The organism is Dyella sp. SYSU CM1112 (genome assembly GCF_058216415.1).
In genome coordinates this window covers 1-18943 of the sequence record NZ_JBZEGI010000002.1, presented here as the reverse complement: position 1 = coordinate 18943, position 18943 = coordinate 1, and the positions used below count along the sequence as shown (strand labels likewise).

At 59.5% G+C, this 18943-nt stretch carries 16 protein-coding genes; 9 read left to right on the top strand and 7 right to left on the bottom strand.

Going from position 1 to position 18943, the window contains the following annotated elements; translation table 11 throughout:
* Positions 1-66: 66 nt before the first annotated feature.
* Positions 67-933 carry an energy transducer TonB gene (locus AC4HNJ_RS03320; protein ID WP_490478108.1) on the bottom strand — a complete coding sequence of 289 codons (867 nt, stop codon included), beginning with the start codon at positions 931-933 and terminating at the stop codon, positions 67-69.
* Position 934: 1 nt separating this feature from the next.
* Positions 935-1897 (bottom strand): glutathione synthase, encoded by a 963-nt coding sequence (gshB, locus tag AC4HNJ_RS03315; protein ID WP_490478107.1) that lies wholly within the window; start codon positions 1895-1897, stop codon positions 935-937.
* Positions 1898-2275: 378 nt separating this feature from the next.
* Between gshB and pilG the strand changes: the two genes are divergently transcribed.
* The 7 genes from pilG to AC4HNJ_RS03280 all read left to right on the top strand — a co-directional run bounded on the left by pilG (position 2276) and on the right by AC4HNJ_RS03280 (position 14152).
* Complete coding sequence (pilG, locus tag AC4HNJ_RS03310) at positions 2276-2635, top strand: twitching motility response regulator PilG (RefSeq protein ID WP_490478559.1); 360 nt, start codon at positions 2276-2278, stop codon at positions 2633-2635.
* A gap of 299 nt (positions 2636-2934) precedes the next feature.
* Entirely contained in the window at positions 2935-3306 is a 372-nt protein-coding gene (locus AC4HNJ_RS03305; protein WP_490478106.1) for a response regulator, read from the top strand.
* A 7-nt stretch (positions 3307-3313) separates the two neighbouring features.
* Positions 3314-3859, top strand: coding sequence for a chemotaxis protein CheW (locus tag AC4HNJ_RS03300; RefSeq protein WP_490478105.1), 546 nt, complete (start codon positions 3314-3316; stop codon positions 3857-3859).
* Between the two features lie 90 nt (positions 3860-3949).
* Positions 3950-5992 (top strand): methyl-accepting chemotaxis protein, encoded by a 2043-nt coding sequence (locus tag AC4HNJ_RS03295; protein WP_490478104.1) that lies wholly within the window; start codon positions 3950-3952, stop codon positions 5990-5992.
* A gap of 81 nt (positions 5993-6073) precedes the next feature.
* The gene (locus AC4HNJ_RS03290; RefSeq protein WP_490478103.1) at positions 6074-12046 is read left to right on the top strand and encodes an Hpt domain-containing protein; all 5973 of its coding nucleotides are present in this window, start codon (positions 6074-6076) and stop codon (positions 12044-12046) included.
* Entirely contained in the window at positions 12039-13679 is a 1641-nt protein-coding gene (locus AC4HNJ_RS03285; RefSeq protein ID WP_490478102.1) for a chemotaxis protein CheB, read from the top strand. The genes AC4HNJ_RS03290 and AC4HNJ_RS03285 overlap by 8 nt, the downstream gene beginning before the upstream one ends.
* Entirely contained in the window at positions 13676-14152 is a 477-nt protein-coding gene (locus tag AC4HNJ_RS03280; RefSeq protein ID WP_490478101.1) for a chemotaxis protein CheW, read from the top strand. The genes AC4HNJ_RS03285 and AC4HNJ_RS03280 overlap by 4 nt, the downstream gene beginning before the upstream one ends.
* Before the next feature lie 100 nt (positions 14153-14252).
* Here the strand turns inward: AC4HNJ_RS03280 and AC4HNJ_RS03275 are convergent, their stop codons facing one another.
* The 5 genes from AC4HNJ_RS03275 to AC4HNJ_RS03255 all read right to left on the bottom strand — a co-directional run bounded on the left by AC4HNJ_RS03275 (position 14253) and on the right by AC4HNJ_RS03255 (position 17321).
* Positions 14253-14987 carry a 16S rRNA (uracil(1498)-N(3))-methyltransferase gene (locus AC4HNJ_RS03275; protein ID WP_490478100.1) on the bottom strand — a complete coding sequence of 245 codons (735 nt, stop codon included), beginning with the start codon at positions 14985-14987 and terminating at the stop codon, positions 14253-14255.
* A 326-nt stretch (positions 14988-15313) separates the two neighbouring features.
* A complete protein-coding gene (locus tag AC4HNJ_RS03270) occupies positions 15314-15532 on the bottom strand; it encodes a hypothetical protein (RefSeq protein ID WP_490478099.1) in 219 nt (72 codons plus the stop codon).
* Positions 15533-15585: 53 nt separating this feature from the next.
* The gene (locus AC4HNJ_RS03265) at positions 15586-16431 is read right to left on the bottom strand and encodes a hypothetical protein (protein ID WP_490478098.1); all 846 of its coding nucleotides are present in this window, start codon (positions 16429-16431) and stop codon (positions 15586-15588) included.
* 46 nt (positions 16432-16477) lie between these two features.
* Positions 16478-16726: a hypothetical protein gene (locus tag AC4HNJ_RS03260; protein ID WP_490478097.1), complete on the bottom strand. Its 249-nt coding sequence runs from the start codon at positions 16724-16726 to the stop codon at positions 16478-16480.
* A complete protein-coding gene (locus AC4HNJ_RS03255) occupies positions 16701-17321 on the bottom strand; it encodes a hypothetical protein (protein ID WP_490478096.1) in 621 nt (206 codons plus the stop codon). The genes AC4HNJ_RS03260 and AC4HNJ_RS03255 overlap by 26 nt, the downstream gene beginning before the upstream one ends.
* Positions 17322-17364: 43 nt before the next feature.
* Between AC4HNJ_RS03255 and AC4HNJ_RS03250 the strand changes: the two genes are divergently transcribed.
* Together AC4HNJ_RS03250 and AC4HNJ_RS03245 are read left to right on the top strand one after the other, a co-directional pair.
* Positions 17365-17610, top strand: a complete 246-nt coding sequence (locus AC4HNJ_RS03250; protein ID WP_490478095.1) for a hypothetical protein — start codon at positions 17365-17367, stop codon at positions 17608-17610.
* Between the two features lie 36 nt (positions 17611-17646).
* Positions 17647-18943, top strand: a 1297-nt coding sequence (locus tag AC4HNJ_RS03245; protein ID WP_490478094.1) for a hypothetical protein, incomplete at its 3' end; no start/stop codon positions are given.

Below are 18943 nucleotides of genomic sequence, written 5' to 3'. Positions count from 1 at the left end.
GGGTGAGCAAGTATTCCATCGGTTGACGTTACGTCAACGTTAGAACCTTGGAATGTCTCTGGCCGCTCAGCGTGTCTTGAGCACATCCCCGGGCTGGAATTGCCATGTGCGGGTGATGTAGAGGATGTCCACCTTTTCCTTGTTGTCCGGCGGCAAGGGCGGGAAAGGGGCGCACAGTTTGACGATGGCTTCGGCTGCCTTGTCGATCACGGCATAGCCGGAGCTGCGCGTGATGTCGATGCTGTGAAGGCTCCCATCGCGGTTCAGGCCAACGGTAAGAATCACATCGCCATGCAAATGCTGCTCACGGGCTTGCTCGGGGTAGTTCAGATTGCCGACGCGCTCAATGCGGTTGACCCAGCCGCGCATATAGGCGGCATAGGCATATTCCTTGGTATTGGCCGAAATGAATTTTTTGTGCGGACGTTTCGCGTAAGCCTGGCTTTGCGCGCGTACTTCTGCTGCAAGCTGCGCGGCTTCTTGCTCGATGCGCATCTCATCGCCGGTTGCGGTATCGGGCGTGTCGCGCGCGACTTTGGCCGTATCGCTACGAACGCTGAAGCTTGCCTGGCCGGAGGTCGTAAGCATGCGCTGGTCGGTGGCCTGCTGGGGCGACGGGGTCGCCGCTGTCACCGGCCTGGGTGCCAGACCTTGGCTCGGTACCGGTAGCAATCCTGAAAAAGGCTGGGACGGGCGGCTTGCCTTATCGCTATCACCGCCCCCTTTGTTATTAGCCTGCGCCAAAAAATCGGCTTTGTCCGGCGCCTCGTTGTTGGCAACGTTGACCAAGGTGACGTCCAGCGTCGGCAACGCGGGGCGGGTGGCGACATAGCCGATGCCGATACCGAACAACAGCAGTCCGTGGACTAACAGCGAAAAAACAAAGGTGGCCCCGATCTTGTTGTCGCCGGGACGTTGGGCAACGGCATTCACGTTAGGACGCTCTGGTCTCGATGGCGTCAAAGAGCATGCCGGCGATATTAAGCCCGAACTGCTGGTCCAGTTCGCGCGCGCAGGTCGGTGATGTGACGTTGATCTCGGTCAGGTAGTCGCCGATCACGTCCAGGCCCACGAAACGAAGCCCGCGGCGGCGCAATTCAGGGCCGATCTCGGCCGCGATCCAGCGATCACGGTCGCTCAGGGGCACGCCCTCGCCGCGTCCTCCCGCGGCAAGGTTGCCGCGGAATTCGTCTCCTTGCGGAATGCGGGCCAGGGCGTATGGCACCGGTTCGCCGTCGATCAGCAGGATGCGCTTGTCCCCAGCACTGATCTGCGGGATGTATTTCTGGGCGACGGTGAAGCGGCGCCCTTCGCCGTGGGCGTCGCCAGCGACGAGCGTTTCCAGCATCGAGTTGAGGTTCTTGTCGCCGGACTGCACGCGGAAGATGCCGCGACCGCCCATGCCGTCCAGCGGTTTGAGTACGGCATCACCATGTTCGGCCACGAATCGCCGCAGTTCGGCAGGGTCGCGTGCGACCAGGGTCGGCGCCATGCATTGGGGGAAGTGCAGGGCAAAGACTTTTTCGTTGCAATCGCGCAAGGCGCGGGGATCGTTGATCACCTGCACGCCGCCACGCTGCGCGGCGTCCATGACCATCGTGTCATACATGAACTGAGCGTCGACGGGCGGGTCCTTGCGCATCAGGATCACGTCCATCTCGCGCAGGTCCGTCCAGCGCGGTTCGCCCAGGGTGTACCAGCCGGAGGGATCATCCTTCACGGCCACCGGGCGCAGCCGCGCCCACGGCGCGCCATCGCGCAAAGCCAGGTCACCCTGTTCCATGTAGTAGAGCTGGTAGCCGCGACGAGCGGCTTCCAGCAGTAAGGCAAACGTCGTGTCTTTTGCGATCTTGATGGCACTGATAGGGTCCATCAGTACGGCGACCGAACGGGGCATGGCTGTTCCGGAAGCGGGGAGCGGGGCGTGCATGTTCGCCGAGGTGATCCCCGACTCACAAGAAGGCGGGCGCCGACAGGTTGGGGGGCGGGTGCCGCGGCCCTTTTCCTCAATTCACATAAGTGGTCGCGTTTTCGGAGGTAAAGGTTGCTGCTACAACGATTTTTCCTTGACGGCAGGCCCAGCTAAGCAGTAAACAGCTACGACGGAATGTCCGGCAAAGATCGGGCACCGAGAAATGGTTTACGCAGGAATTTTCGTCCGCATGGGGTGATGGCATTTGCCGTTGCCTGATGTCGTACCCGAGCCTGGGGCAGGCAGCAGGGGGGTTAAGTGAACTTGAACGTAGGTACGAACGGCTTGGCCGGTCTAAAAGTCATGGTGATCGATGACTCCAAGACCATCCGCCGCACAGCAGAGACCTTGCTGAAGAAAGAAGGCTGCGAGGTGCTTACTGCTGTTGATGGCTTTGAGGCGTTGGCCAAGATTTCCGATCAGAAGCCATCCATCATCTTCGTAGACATCATGATGCCGCGGCTCGACGGCTATCAGACGTGCGCGCTGATCAAGAATAATCCGCAGTTCCGCTCGACGCCGGTGATCATGCTGAGCTCGAAAGACGGTTTGTTCGATAAGGCACGTGGCCGCATCGTCGGCGCCGAGCAATACCTCACCAAGCCATTCACGCGCGATGAACTGCTCGGTGCTATCCACCGCCATGTTGGTAGCACGGTTTGAAAGCCTGATTATGGTCTCGGCGTGGCCCGCGCCGAGCCTATTGCCTGATGGGCCCGGAGGAACGAAGGCGTGTATGTCGATACACAACTGAGAGACGATGCTGCCCGGCGGGTAATCATTCCCGGCCCTTCGGGTTGCCACGCTGCATTCACCCTGCGGCAGCGCGCGGCTTGGCTTGCCAGCCAGGCAAGTGCTGCGCCGCGGACCACCACCTGGCGAACGCACCGTGACAACGAGGGCTACGCCGAGACCATAATCAGGCGCTTAAGCTCGTGAATAAAAGCTCTAAAGGGGGAGCTGTGGCTAATATCCTTATCATCGACGATTCGCCGACCGACGTGCGCGTGTTCACCACATTGCTTGAACGCGCAGGGCACCGTGTCGACGCCGTCAACAACGCCGAGGATGGCATTGAGCGCGTTCGGGCCACCCAGCCCGATCTGGTGATCATGGATGTCATCATGCCCGGGATGAACGGCTTCCAGGCTACGCGCACGCTGGCGCGCGATCCGGCGACAGCAAGCGTTCCCATCGTGATCATCACCACCAAGTCGATGGAGACCGACCGGGTGTGGGGCATGCGCCAGGGAGCGAAGGCCTTCATTACCAAGCCGGTAAACGAAAAAGAGCTGCTCGCGTGCATCGACGAGCTGCTGCCGAACGCGGCATGAGGTGGCTATGAGCGCTCTCGCCGCCCAGTCGCCCTTTGAAATTCTTGCCCGTTACGAGCGGCTGTCGCTGGCGCATGCGTCCGGCACGCAAGAGCGTCTCGAGGCCCCGGGACTGTGGCGCGGCATCGGTTATCGCGCCGGCAGCCATTTGTTCGTCAGCGGCATCGAGGAAATCAACGAGTTGCTGGCGGTACCGCCGCTGACGCCGGTGCCGGGCACCCAGCCCTGGTTGCTTGGCGTGGCGAACGTACGCGGCAATCTGATGCCGGTGGTCGATCTGGCTCGCTTCCTATTCAGCGAGCGGGCGCACTACTCTGAGCGGTCGCGTTTATTGGTGGTGCGGCAGGGCAGCGGCAACGTGGCATTGCTGGTGGATGAAGTGTTTGGGCAGCGCACGGTAGACGCGGAGCAGCGCCGTCACGCGGAACGAGAGGAAGACCCGCGGTTGACGCGCTTTGTCGATGACCGCGTGGATATAGATGGACAGCGCCTGGCGTTGTTCAGTATGGGGAAATTGGTGCGTGCCCCCGATTTTCGTCAGGCTGCGGCCTGACGAGTTTTGTGACGGGACCATGGATTTAGACGGGCCGGACTGGGAGCACAACCCAGGTTACGGCCGGGCTGTAAACGGGTGAGGTGATTCATGAGCACAACAGGGGGCAACCGCGCGGAACGTACGTATATCGTTCCTCTCGTGGCGCTGGTGGCGTTCATCGCTTTTGCAGGCGTCGATTTCTTCGTGCTCAACGCGAAGAACAGCGAAGACCGTCAGGCCATCGCCTTGACCACGCAGATCCAGGTGCTGTCGCAGCAGACTGCCAAATACGCGCTGGAAGCTTCCGGTGGTAACCCCGATTCGTTCTCGGAACTGGAGAACGCTCGCGATACCATCGATTCCAATGTCCACAAGCTGGTCAGTGGCGATACCAAGACCGGCATGAAGCCTTATGCCGACATCGGTACTGCGCCATCCACTCCAGCTGGTCGTGCCGTCAACAAACTTGCCGATGCGTGGAAACAGCTCGACACCGACATCAGCAAGATCCTTTCCAACAAGCAGGCGGTGCTGGACTCCACCCAGCGCGCCGACGACCTTTCCAAGCAGCTGCCCCTGCTCAATTCCAACATGGAGCAGGTGGTCAACATCCTGCAGCAACGCAAAGGCAGCAGTGCGGATGAGATGCTTGGCGCGTCCCGCCAAATGTTGTTGGCTGACCGCATCATCCGCCGCGTGCAGGAAGTGCTGCAGGGTGGAGAATCCGAGCAGGCGTCCGCCGACGGCTTGTCCCGTGACGCGCAGAGTTACGGCGAAGTATTGAAGGGGTTGCTGGAAGGTAACCAGAGCATGGGCGTGCAACGGTTGGGCGACGCCAACGCACGCAACATCCTGGCCCAGATGCAGGATGACTGGGGTAAGTTGAGCGATCCTATTTCCAAGCTCGTAGCGGCAGCCAGCAACATCGCGGAAGTGAAGAGCGCCGGTAACCAGGCCTCGCTCGATTCGTCAAACGTGCTCTTGCGCGCGAATGACCTCACGGAACAAATCAACCTGCTGCCGCAGCGTCGTTTGTTCCCGAATGCACTGTTTGGCATCTTCTGCGCGGTGGCGGCGGTCGGATGCGCCATCGTCCTGATCATCGGCATTTTCTACGACCAGCGTCGCCGCGTGCGTGAGAGTACCGAGCTCAATCAACGCAACCAGGAAGCGATCATGCGCTTGCTGGACGAGATGGGCTCGCTTGCCGAAGGTGACTTGACCGTCAAGACCACGGTCTCCGAGGACATCACAGGCGCCATCGCCGACTCGGTGAATTACGCTATCGACGAGCTGCGCACCCTGGTGACGACGATTAACGAAACCTCGGAGCAGGTGTCGTCTTCGGCGCAGGAAACGCAGACCACCGCGCGCCATCTGGCCGATGCCGCGCAGAATCAGGCGCATCGCATCAGCACGGCCACCACGGCGATCAACCAGATTGCCAGTTCGATGGACGATGTGTCGAAGAATTCCGCCGAGTCTGCCGACGTGGCCGAACGCTCGGTGCAAATTGCTTCGCGCGGTGCCGAAGTGGTGCGTGAAACCATCTCGGGCATGGACTCGATCCGCGATCAGATCCAGGAAACATCCAAGCGCATCAAGCGCCTGGGCGAGTCGTCACAAGAGATCGGCTCCATCGTGGAACTGATCAACGACATTGCCGAGCAGACCAATATCCTCGCCTTGAACGCCGCCATACAGGCTGCATCGGCCGGTGAAGCGGGTCGCGGTTTCGCGGTGGTGGCGGACGAAGTGCAGCGCCTCGCGGAACGTTCCGCGAGCGCGACGAAGCGTATCGAAACACTGGTGCAGACGATTCAGTCCGATACGAACGAAGCGGTGAATTCGATGGAGCAAACCACCGCCGAAGTGGTGGCCGGTGCCCGCAAGGCAGAGGATGCCGGCAGCGCACTGGGCGACATCGAGCGCGTTTCGCATGACTTGTCCGCACTGATTCAAAACATTTCTACCGCCGCACGCCAGCAATCCATCGCGGCGACGGATATTTCGCAATCCATGAACGCAATTCAGGAAATCACCTCGCAGACGTCGCAGGGCGCGAGCCAGACGGCGGAATCGATTGGTTACCTGGCACAACTGGCAAGTGATTTGCGCCGTTCGGTGGCGCACTTCAAGTTGCCGGGATGAACAGGTTGACACTGGACCATTACGAGAGGGCAACCTCGACGGTTGTGTGACGCGCAGAGGCACAGCCGCTGAGGGGGGCGCATGAGACTTCAAGACCACATCGATTTCACCACGTTGCAGTGGGTCAAGCCCGAGCTTGACGAAACCCTTGCGCTCGCACGTCAGGCGCTGGAGTCCTACGTCGACAACCCCGGCGAGCGCGATGTCATGCGCACGTGCGCGGAAAACCTGCATCAGGTGCAGGGGACCTTGCGCATGGTCGAGCTATACGGTGCGGCCATGGTCGCCGAAGAGATGGAAACGCTGGCCATCTCGCTGCTCGAAGACCATGTACGCAACCGTGAGGATGCGTATGCCGCGTTGATGCGCGGATTGATGCAACTGCCCGATTATCTGGAACGACTTTCCGGCGGCCATCGTGACGTGCCGGTCGTGCTGCTGCCCCTGCTGAATGAACTGCGCGCCAGCCGCGAGCAAGAGGCGTTGAGCGAATCGGCGCTTTTCACACCGAATCTCGATGCGCCGCTTCCACCGCAGGCACCTGTCGCGGCAAGCACCGGCGACGCGCAGAGCCGGAAAGGGGAGATCGCCGAACTGCGCCTGCGCTTCCAGCAACAATTGTTGGCCTGGTTCCGTGGGCAGGGCGGCGCGCAACAGCTTGCCGGCATGCGCAACACGTTGACGGCGATTGCGGCCCGTTGTGTATCGGTGCCCGGACGGCGTCTCTGGTGGATCGCCGCAGGCGTACTGGAAGGCCTCGACCATGGGATGCTCAAGAACTATGCGTCCGACGTGCGGCAATTGATCGGCAAAGTCGATCGCAGCATCCGCCAGTTGGTCGAGCAGGGCGAAGAGAGTCTTCAGGGCGGCGACGCGGACGATCTGGCACGCAAGCTGCTCTACATCGTGGCGCAATCCAAGCAGCGCAGTCCGCACATGGCGCTGCTCGCGCAGACCTATGATCTCGATAGCCTGATGCCCGATGCCACCGAGCTGGAACATGCTCGCGGCTCCATGGCCGGTCACAATCGTGCGCTGCTCGATTCCGTGGCGCGTGCACTGAAAGACGACCTGCTGCGCGTGAAGGAGTCGCTGGACCTGTTCCTGCGCCAGTCGGACGCCGATCCGTCGCAACTAGGCGCCCAGGCGGAAATGCTCGAACGGGTCGGCGATACCCTCGGCATGCTGGCGTTGAATGTGCCGCGGCGCGTAGTCAATGAACAGCGTCGCGTACTGGAGGAAATCGCCAATCGTTTGCGTCGTCCGGATGAGGAATCCCTGCTCGATGTAGCGGGTGCGCTGCTGTATGTTGAAGCCTCGCTGGACGATCACATCGAAAGCCTCGGCGCGGAACCGCAGCCGGTGGATGAGCATGCCGTTGCGATGCTCCCGCGCAGCGAAGCACGGCATATTCTTGCCACGCTGATGAGCGAGGCCGTTGCCAACACCGGCAAGGTCAAGAACGGCATCGTCGCATTCGTGGAATCCGGCTGGCAGCATGACCAGCTGGAAGGCCTGCCCGCCTTGATGGATGAGGTGGCGGGTGCGATGAACATGCTTTCCTCACCGCGTTCTGCGCAGATTGCCGAAGGCGTGGGGCGTTTCATCGGCAACGAACTGTGGGTGGATCGCCGGGTTCCGACCAGCGTGCAGATGGATCAGCTGGCCGATGCCCTCGCCGCACTCGAGTATTACCTCGAAGCAGCGCGCGAGCATCGTGGCGGCCTTGAGCACGTGCTGGATGTCGCCGAACACAGCCTCGGCGGATTGGGCTACTGGCCGCCACCGGAAGCCAAGGAAGCAACGGAAGTCGCGGTACCCGTCCCTGCCGAAACACCCTTGCCGCTGTTGAACGAACCGGTAAGCGTTGCGCAGGGCGAAGACAGCAGCGCCCTGTTCATCGGCAGCAGCGAAACACCGGCACCCTTGGCGCACGACGTCACTGGGCTGCACTTGGTGGAAACGGAAACCCACGCGCCGGCTTATGCAGAAACCGAGGGCGACGACTGGATTGAAATCGAAGAGGAAATCGAAGAGCAGGTTTCCGCCACCGATCCGCTGGCCACGACAGCGGGGTTCCAGACCAGCACCGATGGCATCGATGATGACATCCGCGAAATCTTCCTGGAGGAGATGCAGGAGGAGATCGGCAACCTGCGTGCTGCCCAGCAGGCATGGATGATCGACCCGGCGCAGATCTCCGAACTGACGTCGATCCGTCGTTCGTTCCATACATTGAAAGGCTCGGGCCGTCTGGTCGGTGCAAGCGTGCTGGGCGAATTCGCCTGGCGCGTGGAGAACATGCTCAATCGCGTGCTGGATGGCACCGTCCAGCCGCATCCTGGCGTGCAGGCCTTGGTTGGACACGCTATCGATGCGCTGCCGCAGCTATACGTCATGCTCAAGGATGGCGTCGTTCCGACGGTACCGCTGGGTGCCATCATGCAGGCAGCCGATAAGCTTGCCGCCGGTGAACAGGCCAGCGTGGAGCAATTCGTTACCGGTGGCACCCAGACCGTGCGCCGTACCGTGCGTCGGCGTGTCCCACGGCTTTCCGCCGATGCGATCCCCGTCGCAACGCATACCGAACAGTCCGTGGCAGCCGTGCAGCCGGTCGAGCCGCCGCCGGTTTTCACTGCAACGATCGACGCACCGGTGCTTCCGCCGGTGGATCCGGTGTTGCTGGAAATTCTGCGCAGCGAGGTCGCGCAGTATCTGCAGACCATCCGCAATACGGTCACGTTCGCCGAAGGAGAGTTGCCCGTCGACGATGGCCTGTTGCGTGCCGTGCATACCTTGCATGGCGCCATCGCCATGGTCGACATCCCTCTGCTGATCCAGTTGCTCTCACCCCTGGAGAGTCTGCTCAAGCGCCTGCGTGCAGCCGGTGCGCCGCTTTCCATCGAGGGCGTGCGTCTGCTCAAGCAGAGTGCGGATGTCGTCGACGAGGTCATGGCGCAATTCGACGCGCCGCATCCGCAATTGCCGGATGCATCAGCGCTGATCGCTCGCCTGACCGAACTGCGCGACCATCAGCCTGAACCACAGATGGCGCATGTCGTGTTCGAACCGCATGCGCTCGATACCTTGCCGATCGAGTCGATCGAGATGGCGACGCCATCCGAGCCATCCGAACCGAAACCGGGATCTGAGGCAGAGGTAGAGGCAGAGTCGGAGCTAAAGCCAGAGCTGCCTTCCACGGCACATGTGCTGGAAGTAGAGACTCCTGCCGTCGAGGACGATTACACAGCCGAGTTGCTGGATGCGCTCTCCGCAGAAGATAAGGAAGATAAGGTCGAGGAAGAGCCGGCGATTCATCATCGCGTGCCGGAGTCCAGCGGTGAGGATGAGGAGTTCGAGGCGCTGATTGCCAGCCTCGATGCATTGCAGCCCGAAGTCACCGGCGTCGGCGAATCCTTGGAAGAGGCCGTGCCGCTGGAGCACTTCCTCGACGTCGAGCACCCCGCGGCAAATGAGCCGATGGATGAGGCGCTGGCTGTCCCGGCCCAACCCACACTTGAAGAGCAGGTGTTCGACGAAGCGCCGGCAGCACATGAAGAGCATGCTTCTTCCGAGCTGCCGACCGAAGCGGCTCGCGTCGAGTTGCCATCGCGCGAAGAGCCTGCCGCAGCGAACGAAGAAGGCATCGCGCAGGAACCGGTCGAGCATGAGACCGCGGAACCTGTTCCTGCCGGCGAGCTGATGAGTTTCAGCCATGTCGACCCAGACTTGCTGGAAATCTTCAGCGAGGAAGCGCGCGAGATTCTCGACGATGCCGATGGCGTGCTCGCCCAATGGCACGCAGAGCCGGGCGAGGTGGCCCATATGGCCGGCCTCTTGCGTGCACTGCACACGCTCAAGGGAGGCGCACGCATTGCCGGCGTGACACCGGTGGGCGATCTGAGCCATGCGCTCGAAAGCTTGCTGGAGCGCTCGCATAGCGACGATCCGCAGCGGACCATTCCGCTGATTGCCACACTCGAAGCCGCCTTCGATGAAATGCACGGTCTGGTGCAACGTATATCCCAGGGCAAGGCGATCGCTTATCCACATGCGTTGATCGAGCGTCTGCAGGGAGGCACGACGCAAACCGAGCAGGCGGTGATGGCCGAGGCACCTGCTGCGACAGCGCCTGCGGCAGAGCTTCCCTCGCTGCTCCCTTCCGAAGATCAGCCCGAAGAAGCAGCGCGCATCGCCCAGGAGCAGATCCGCGTACGCGCAGACCTGCTCGATAGTCTGGTCAATAACGCAGGCGAGGTGGCGATCTATCGCTCGCGTCTGGAACAGCAGGTTTCGGCCTACCGCTTCAACCTGGTCGAACTCGAACAGACCGTTTCGCGTCTTCGTGGCCAGCTGCGAATGCTGGAAATCGAGACAGAAGCGCAGATCATCGCCCGCTTCCAGCGCGAGCATCGGGAAGCCGGCATCGGCGTTTTCGATCCGCTGGAACTGGATCGCTTCTCTCAGCTGCAGCAGTACTCGCGTGCACTGGCCGAATCGGTATCGGACTTGGTCTCGATCCAGAACATGCTGGACGAACTCACGCGCCAGGCAGAAACGCTGCTGATCCAGCAGTCGCGGGTGAGTTCGGAATTGCAGGAAGGCTTGTTGCGCACGCGCATGCTGCCATTCGACACGATGGTGCCGAACCTGCGCCGCACGCTGCGCCAGGCAGCTCAGGAAGAGGGCAAGAGCGCACAGTTGTATGTGGAAGGCGCGCATGGCGAAATGGATCGCAACTTGCTCGATCGCATCAAGGCACCGTTCGAGCACATGCTGCGCAATGCCGTGGCGCACGGTATCGAAACACCGGAAGATCGACATAAGGCCGGCAAGTCCGAAGAAGGTGCTGTGCGTATTCGCGTGGCGCGCGAAGCTACCGAAGTGGTAATCCGCGTCAGCGATGATGGCCGCGGTCTGGACCGTGAAGCGATTCGCCGCCGCGCGATCGAGCGCGGCTTGCTGCGCCAGGAAACGCGCCTGAGCGACGATCAATTGCTTGCGCTGATTACGCAGACCGGCTTTTCAACCGCGAGCACGGTCACTCAGCTTGCCGGTCGCGGCGTAGGCATGGACGTGGTGGCGAACGAAATCAAATCGCTGGGTGGCTCGCTTGCCATTGAGTCGCGCCAAGGCGAGGGCACCACCTTTGTACTGCGATTGCCATTCACCTTGGCGGTGACGCAGGCGATTTTGGTACGCATCGGCGAATCCACATTCGCGATCCCGATGACCTCGGTACAGGGCGTGGCGCGGATCAGCCCGGACGAACTGGCGCAACGATTGTCGGAAGAAAATCCCCGCTTCGAATACAACGGCGAGGAATACAGCATCCACGATCTCGCCGAGCTGCTGGGTCTGGCAGCAAGTTATGCGAGCGACGAAGAACAGCTGCCATTGCTGCTGACCCGCTCCGGCGATCTGCGCGCCGCCATTCGCATCGACGCCGTGATCGGCTCGCGCGAAATCGTGGTCAAGTCAGTCGGGCCGCAGGTCAGTTCCGTGCCGGGTATTCTCGGCGCCACCATCATGGGCGATGGTTCGGTACTGGTGATTCTTGACCTGGCGCCGCTGGTGCGCCATGGCTTGAGCCGTCGTGAACGACGCTTGGCGGAGGGGGCGGATCACGCCACCGTTGCCCCCATCGTCGAAGAAACCCGCATGCGTCCGCTGGTGATGGTCGTGGATGACTCGATCACCATGCGCAAAGTGACCGGTCGCATATTGGAGCGCCACGAATACGAGGTGGAAACCGCGAAAGATGGTCTCGATGCGCTCGAAAAACTGCACGAGCGCGTTCCCGACCTCATGCTGCTCGACATCGAAATGCCGCGCATGGATGGCTACGAATTGGCGACGCAGATGAAAGCGGACCCACGCTGGCGCCGGGTTCCGATCATCATGATTACCTCGCGTACCGGTGAAAAGCATCGCCAGCGCGCGTTCGACATCGGTGTCGAACGCTATCTCGGCAAGCCCTATCAGGAAGCCGAACTGCTGGCGCAGATCAGCGAGGTTATGGAGCTGCACGCACAGGAGCCGGTGAATGACTAAACGCGTCGCGTTGTTTTTTGATGACGCTGAGCTGGGTAGCCATCTGCGCGCCGCGCTTTCCGAGCACGGTGCGCAGATTGTCCATGAAGGGCCTTTGAAAAGTTTTGATGAAGCACGCGCGCGCACCATGCAGGTGGATGTCCTGGTCGTGAATCTGGACGATGCAGTGGATGAGGCCGCGCTTGATCGCATCTATGAACTGGTTGGGTCCGGCGATGTGCCCGTAGTCTTCAATGACGCGCAGGCCAGTCGCGGCCTGGACGGTTGGGATCGCGCAAGATGGGCGCGCCACCTCGCCGCCAAAACGCTGGATAGCGATATGACCGATCCGCCTCGCCCGGAAGACGCGCGCGGCGTGGAAGCGCCTGCAACATCGACGGAGATGGAAAGATCCGTCGAGGCAGCCATGCTGGCGGAACCGATGGATGCATCCCTTGCCGAGACAGTGCAGGAGCACGTCGAAGCGCAACCCGATTCGGAAACCCTGGCCGCCGAACTCGAGGCACTGCTGGCCTCCGACGAGGCCCAGCCAACAGAGGAAAACGAGTTCGGCTCCGGCCTTACGTATCGCGAGGAAGGCGAACTTCCGCCGCTGCATGATGGCGACTTCGGTTCAAACGAGATCGCGTTCGCCGACGCACAGGATGACGCGACGTCCGCCGGGAAGCGTGAGGCTGCAGAAGCAGCGCCTAAGCCTGCGGGGTCGGCGACATTCAACATCAACCTGGATCATCTTTCCCTGGCGTCGCTCGACGAAGAGACGGTGGCGCCTGAGCCTGAAAAGGCATCTTTGGCGCAGCCGGCTCCAACGCATGTTGCGCCCGAGTGGGGCTTTGTCGAAGAAGGGGAGACCCCGGCATCGCAAGCTCCCGCGGAAGCCTCGCATAAACCGTTCGGCATCGAAAAAATGAGTGCCGCTGATTATCTGGCGCCCGACGTGGCTCATCTGGAAGGCGAAGCAGCACCGATCGAGCCAGGAATGAGCCTGGAACTGGTCTCGATCGAAGAGGCCATTGCGCCAAGCGAGCAGTACGAGCCTTACGAAACGCACCTGTATGAGTTGGATGCTGCCCTCAGCCGCTTGCTCGTGCTGGGTGCAGCAAGCGATAGCCATGCGTCGCTGTCGTCTTTTTTGGCGGTATTGCCGGGCGATCTGAAATGGCCGGTGTTGCTCACGCAGCATCAGGGTGATGCGCCGATCGAACACCTGGTCGCATCGCTGGAAACGCAATGTGCATTGCCGTTGAAGGCGGCTTCCCAGGGCATGCGCATGCATGCGGGCGAAGTCGTGGTGGTACCGCGCGGTCAACAAGTGAAACTGACTCGTGATGGCCGCGTGGACGTCTCTCCCTTGAGTGAGGACGCGAGCGGTCAATCACCGTCCATCGATAGCAGCTTTACCATGGCCGCGAGCGTGTTCGGACGCGACGCGCTGGCGGTCATCTTTGCAGGAAAGGGAACCGATGCCGTAGCCGGTGCACAGGCGATCCACGACCGGGGTGGGCAAGTGTGGGTGGAATCGTCCAGCGATCACTACACAGACATGGTCAATGGCGTGCTGGCCGAGCGCTTGGCCAGCTTTTCCGGTTCGGCACAAGAACTGGCGCTGCGCCTAGTGGAGGATTTTCGATGAGCGAACAGCCATTACCCCGCGAGATTCGCTGCGTATTGGTGCCGGTAGGCGATCTTCGTCTGTTGTTGCCGAATGCAACGGTGGCCGAAGTCATCACGCTTACCAAACCCGAACCTGTCGCCGGTGCTCCCGAATGGTTATTGGGGCGTATTGCATGGCGCGGCTGGCGCGTACCGCTGATCTCCTTCACCAAGTTGGCCGGTGCGCAAGAAGGCGATGCCGATCTCAGCGTTCGTGTCGCGGTGCTCAAGGCGCTTGGCGACAACGCCGAGCTACCCTTCGTCGCGGTCGTTACCCAAGGCTTTCCACGCCTCACCACGCTCAATGCCGAGCTGATCATTCCCACTCACGACGGCAAGCCGTTGCCACGCGGTGTGAAAGCTCAAGTGCTGGTGCGCGATGACATCGCCATGATCCCGGATCTGGAAAGCATCGAGAGCGAAGTAGCGGATTTGCTACAGCAAGCGAGTTGACCGCTGCAACGCGCAGTTAGGGCCAGTAGTGTAAACAGGTCCTATAAAAACCACCGGTAACGCACGATATATCCGTGCGCAATCGCTCTTGGACAGCTTCCTAGAAGTCGCCGTGCAGTGCTTGCAGGGCCGCCAGCGCGGCGAGTCCGGCCGTTTCAGTGCGCAAGATCCGTGGTCCCAAGCGCAATCCATGAAAGCCAGCCGCATTGAGCATGGCGATATCGCGATCACCCAGCCCACCCTCCGGCCCCACGACGAGCCATCCTTCCGCACCTTCAAATGGCAGTTCCCGTGCGCGCACATTGCCTTCGGGTAACAGTGCAAGGCGTTGGGCGTTGCGGTCCGGCAGGTTTTCCAGCCATGTTTGAAGTGTTTGCATCGGCGCCAGCTCCGGTATGTGCACACGGCCGCACTGCTCGCATGCGCTGGCCATCACCGCACGCCAATGTTCCTGTCGCTTAGCCGCGCGTGATGGATCGAGCTTCACTTCGGACCGCTCCGTGAACAAAGGCACGATGCGCGTGACACCCAATTCGGTGGCCTTTTGTACGATCAGATCCATCTTTTCCCCGCGCGCGATCCCTTGAGCCAAGGTCAGCTTGAGCGGTGATTCATTCGCGATTTTCTTTCGGTCATCGATGCGAAGCACCACCTCACGCTTGCCGACGTTTACCAATGTACCGGCGTAGTCGTAACCATCCCCATTGAAGACAGTCAGCGCGTCGCCAGGGCTCATCCGCAAAACCCGTGCGACATGCTCGGCAGCCTGTGGGGGAAGCGATAACTCAGTGGCTATCGCCAGCGGTTGATCGACATGGATACGGATGGTGCGCATACGATTTTGAGTGGATGAGGACGAGGCAGCATACAAGCTGACGGACCCGTTTTGCCTGCAACACCCCGCTGGTGCGCCAGCAATAGGGTGTTTGAGGAGTCCGATGATTATCCCAGTAGCGATCGACTTTCAACGCGCGTTCAATCCCGCCTGGATAACAAATTTTCCTAACTCGATACAGTTGTGGTCTAGGAAAAATCAAATTAGCAAAGTGGCCGGCGTATTTTCAAGATCTACCATGTACAAATACAAGAAAAAATGGAACGGCTACCATCAGTGCAAGTGCAAGCAGAAAGCATTTCTGGAAGGCGGTGAGATGAGCGTCTTCACTGCTTTTTGATCTTTCTCTCCTGATTTCCTCCCTGAAGGCTGGTGAGAATGTCCATCGAATTGAAAAATAAATTAAGTAAATAATGAGTTTTATAATATCGTCCATGGCGTGTTATTTCCTTTGGATCTTCACCTGATAGTGGCAGAATGGATTGCACAGCGATGCGTGATGCCTTGAAATCACCGGCTGGCGTTGACGATTTCTGAACCCGCATGCTGAGTCCAACGCCGCCCTCCTGAAGGAAGAGCGGCGTTTTTCGTTGGCGGCCTAACTTTTAAGGCCAAAGGCTGCCAGCGCGCGGTCTGCGCAGATATCACCTATCGCCGCCGCATGCAGCTTGATGTTCTTTTTGTTGTTGTCCGTCCAATAGCTGTAGCTTCCCATGTCATCGGAAGCACCTGTACAACTATATGTCTGCGCAATCTTTCCGTTATCGGTCAGCGATGCTTGGATGTTGTAATAAACGCGATAATTATCCTTATCCGTCAGTTTTTCGTAGTCCATACCCCAGAACTTCTCGTTCATGGAAATCGCGTAATGGCTCTTACTGGACAAGGCAATACCTGTATCCGTAAGTTTCCTGCGCATTGCCTCGGCCATGGCAAGACTCGCGTCCACATAGGACGTCGACTCGCTTCCGTTGAATACAGTTTGATGACCCTTGGTCACGGTATAGCCTGCGGCAGGCGTCTGATTTCGTGTTCCAAAAGTAGGGCCCTGCCCAGTGCCACCAAGCATCATGGCCGCTGTCGCCAACATCGTGCCAGCAACAATCTTGCTCTTGGTCTGCTCCTTAAAGCTCGAGGGCTTGGCCATTGGTGCTCGAATGCCGTCCTGATGCACGCCATCAAGTACCACACTGGATATCCCGTCTTTCACTGGCGCATTAGCGCAGGCAAACAATGACGCACAAGCCGTTGCGATGATCGAGTACTGCAGTAGCTTGCGCGCAACAAAAACGTTCCGCTTTATAGTTGTATCCATTTTTAACTCCAGACAACTCCAAAAAAAAATTACAAACAACCATCCCAATTTTTGTGAGCACGCTATATTACCAATCGAATGTTTACCTCCATAAGCAACCTCATCATGTTCAGTCTTGTTGATGGGCATATGGTGTCAATGCAATAGCAATGTCGAAGTCGCTGCCGGTGGCAACCTAGCCAATCATGCTTTTCATGCCGAGTTGCTGTTGTTTGCCGGTGTAGACGAGGAAGCCCGCATAGCTGGCGGCGCGCGGATCCGCTTCGCCGATATCGCTGATCTGAAGGCAGGTAAGCACCGCGAGCGATAGCGGTGCTTGCCTGTATGACGACGGATCTTCGCGTCGTAGAAAGCCGATGTGCCAGCAGCGAACGCCGCATGCGAGCTGTGCGCGTGCTTCACTTGCCTGCGGATGGCAACGCAATGACTCTCCAGACCTGATGGCCTTGCGTATCTTCCGTGACACGGATTTGCAGGGTGGCATCCTCGTAAATCACGCTGCCTGTATCAGGCATAACGGGTGTAACGGTTTGCACCATACTTGAACGGGTTGTAGACACTATCTGATTGGTGTTGCACGCCTCACCGCACATCTCTTCTTGAACATCTTTGCTCGATAGCGAAGAAGGTGTCGAAGGCGTCCCCATGTGGCCCACACTGGGCGAGGTGATTATTCCATTGCCGCTGCATGCACCGCCGCATATATCTTCTTGAACATCTTTTTTCGGTAGTGAAGAAGATGTCGAAGGCGCCTCTATGTGGCCTACACGGGGAGAGGTGATTATTCTATTGCCGCTGCATGCGCCGCCGCACGTCGACATCCTGCTTTCAAAACCATTCGAAGTCACGGAAGCATCGGATGGAACCACGACGCGATTCGCATCGGTGCCCATCGGCAGCGCGAGAAACACGCCGTTTGCCGTGGCGAAGGCAGCACGCACGACACCCTGGCTGTCGTTGATCTGCACATAGCGCACGCCATCACGTTGAAATACATAGACGCGCCATAGCGCGCTCATGCTTCGATTGCTGGCTTGCGGAAAGGCTTGCCCGAGACCATACGTGGGCAACGCTGCCTGCGATACGCCCACGATTCCTAATGTCAACAAGACGCATGCTGCAAGGCGTCGTGAAAAACAGCGCGACGATACGTTCATAGAACTGTCCTTAAAGGCAGAAGGGGAGCGTGATGGTGATTCTGAGCATAGCCTTTACCGCATAGGCACAAGCGATAAAACAGTGGCGAAAAATCTCAATTGTGCTTTGAAGGCTGTGGAAGCCGATGTATGGATGCGCTTAGTCCGGTAGCGTGAGCCACTCGCTCATACCGCTATGGAACGTGCCATGAAACAACGGATGTCGTACTGGGGACGCTGTCTGCTGATCGCTGTGGTCTACGGTTTGATCTACGCCGCCATCAGGGAGATTTCCCTGGACGCAGCAAGTGCTTTCAACTGGATTCCCGTCGCCGCCTTACGGCTGAGCTGTCTGTTACTGATGCCGATGCGCTACTGGCCCGCGCTGGTCGTGGGTGAAGCCATTCCGCTTGGTTACGCGAACTACCTTTGCCTGGATCAGCAGGGAGCTGCATGGGTATGGGTCAACAGCATACCGCGAGTGTTTGAAGCGATGCCGTTTGTTTGGCTGCTCCGCAAGCGCCATCCAGACATCAGCGAATCGATCATTCAAAGGACAGCGCATCTCCTTGCATGCATCGCGATGGTGTCCATCGCCTCGGCCTTGTTTGGGTGGCTCAGCTACGGCCTGATGAAGCAGTTGCCGTCCGATGAGCATCGGCTGTCCTTCGGCGAATTCTCCGGCCAGATATTCCTTGGCGGCTATCTCAGCATGATTTCATTTACGCCGCTCGCTTTATGGATCGTTCCAGTTATCAAGCACGCGGTGGCGGACAAGACGCGGGCCAGAGATAAATGGATGGGTTTCGTAAAAAGCCTGCGATGGCTAGGACCTTCGGCATTATTGGCAATCAACAGCCTGATGGTGCTGGTGAGCCGCTATGGTGGCGAAATGGGACGGCAATGGGCTGTCCTCGGTGTCCTTGCGACATTGATCCCAGTGGCAGCGTCTTATGGCTGGAAGGGTGCTGCCGTTGTGGGCGCAGCAGCGAATATCGCAGTGGTGAGTATCATGCCCGCGTATAACGACACCATGACGCTGATTGCGCAAGGTTTCCTGGGACTGTTCATGACGATGCTGCTTATGTTCGCAGCGCGCTCATCCATGGCCTTTCAATTTGCGCAAGGCGAGAAAAGAGCCATCGAGCAGGCGCGGCGCAGCTATTTGATGACCGAGCGCATGCGTGTGAACACCGTCTGCCATCTGAGCGACGCACTGGACCATACGCGCATGGAAACCACTCGGCTGATGCACAGTGCGCGTACCCACATGCCAACCAAAATGCTTGCCGAGCACTTTCACCGACTCGAATCCCTGCATCAGGAATGTGAGTGCATCCTGACGGGCATGTCGCCATACGACTGGTGGGATTTCGGTGATCGTGAAGGGCTGATCATCTCGGCGCTGCACGCCGAAGGCATCGGCTGCGACGTGTTGGCCATGCCGCGCAACGCCCGCCTGCTACAGCTTTCGACGGATATGTGCATCACGATTCATCGGCTGG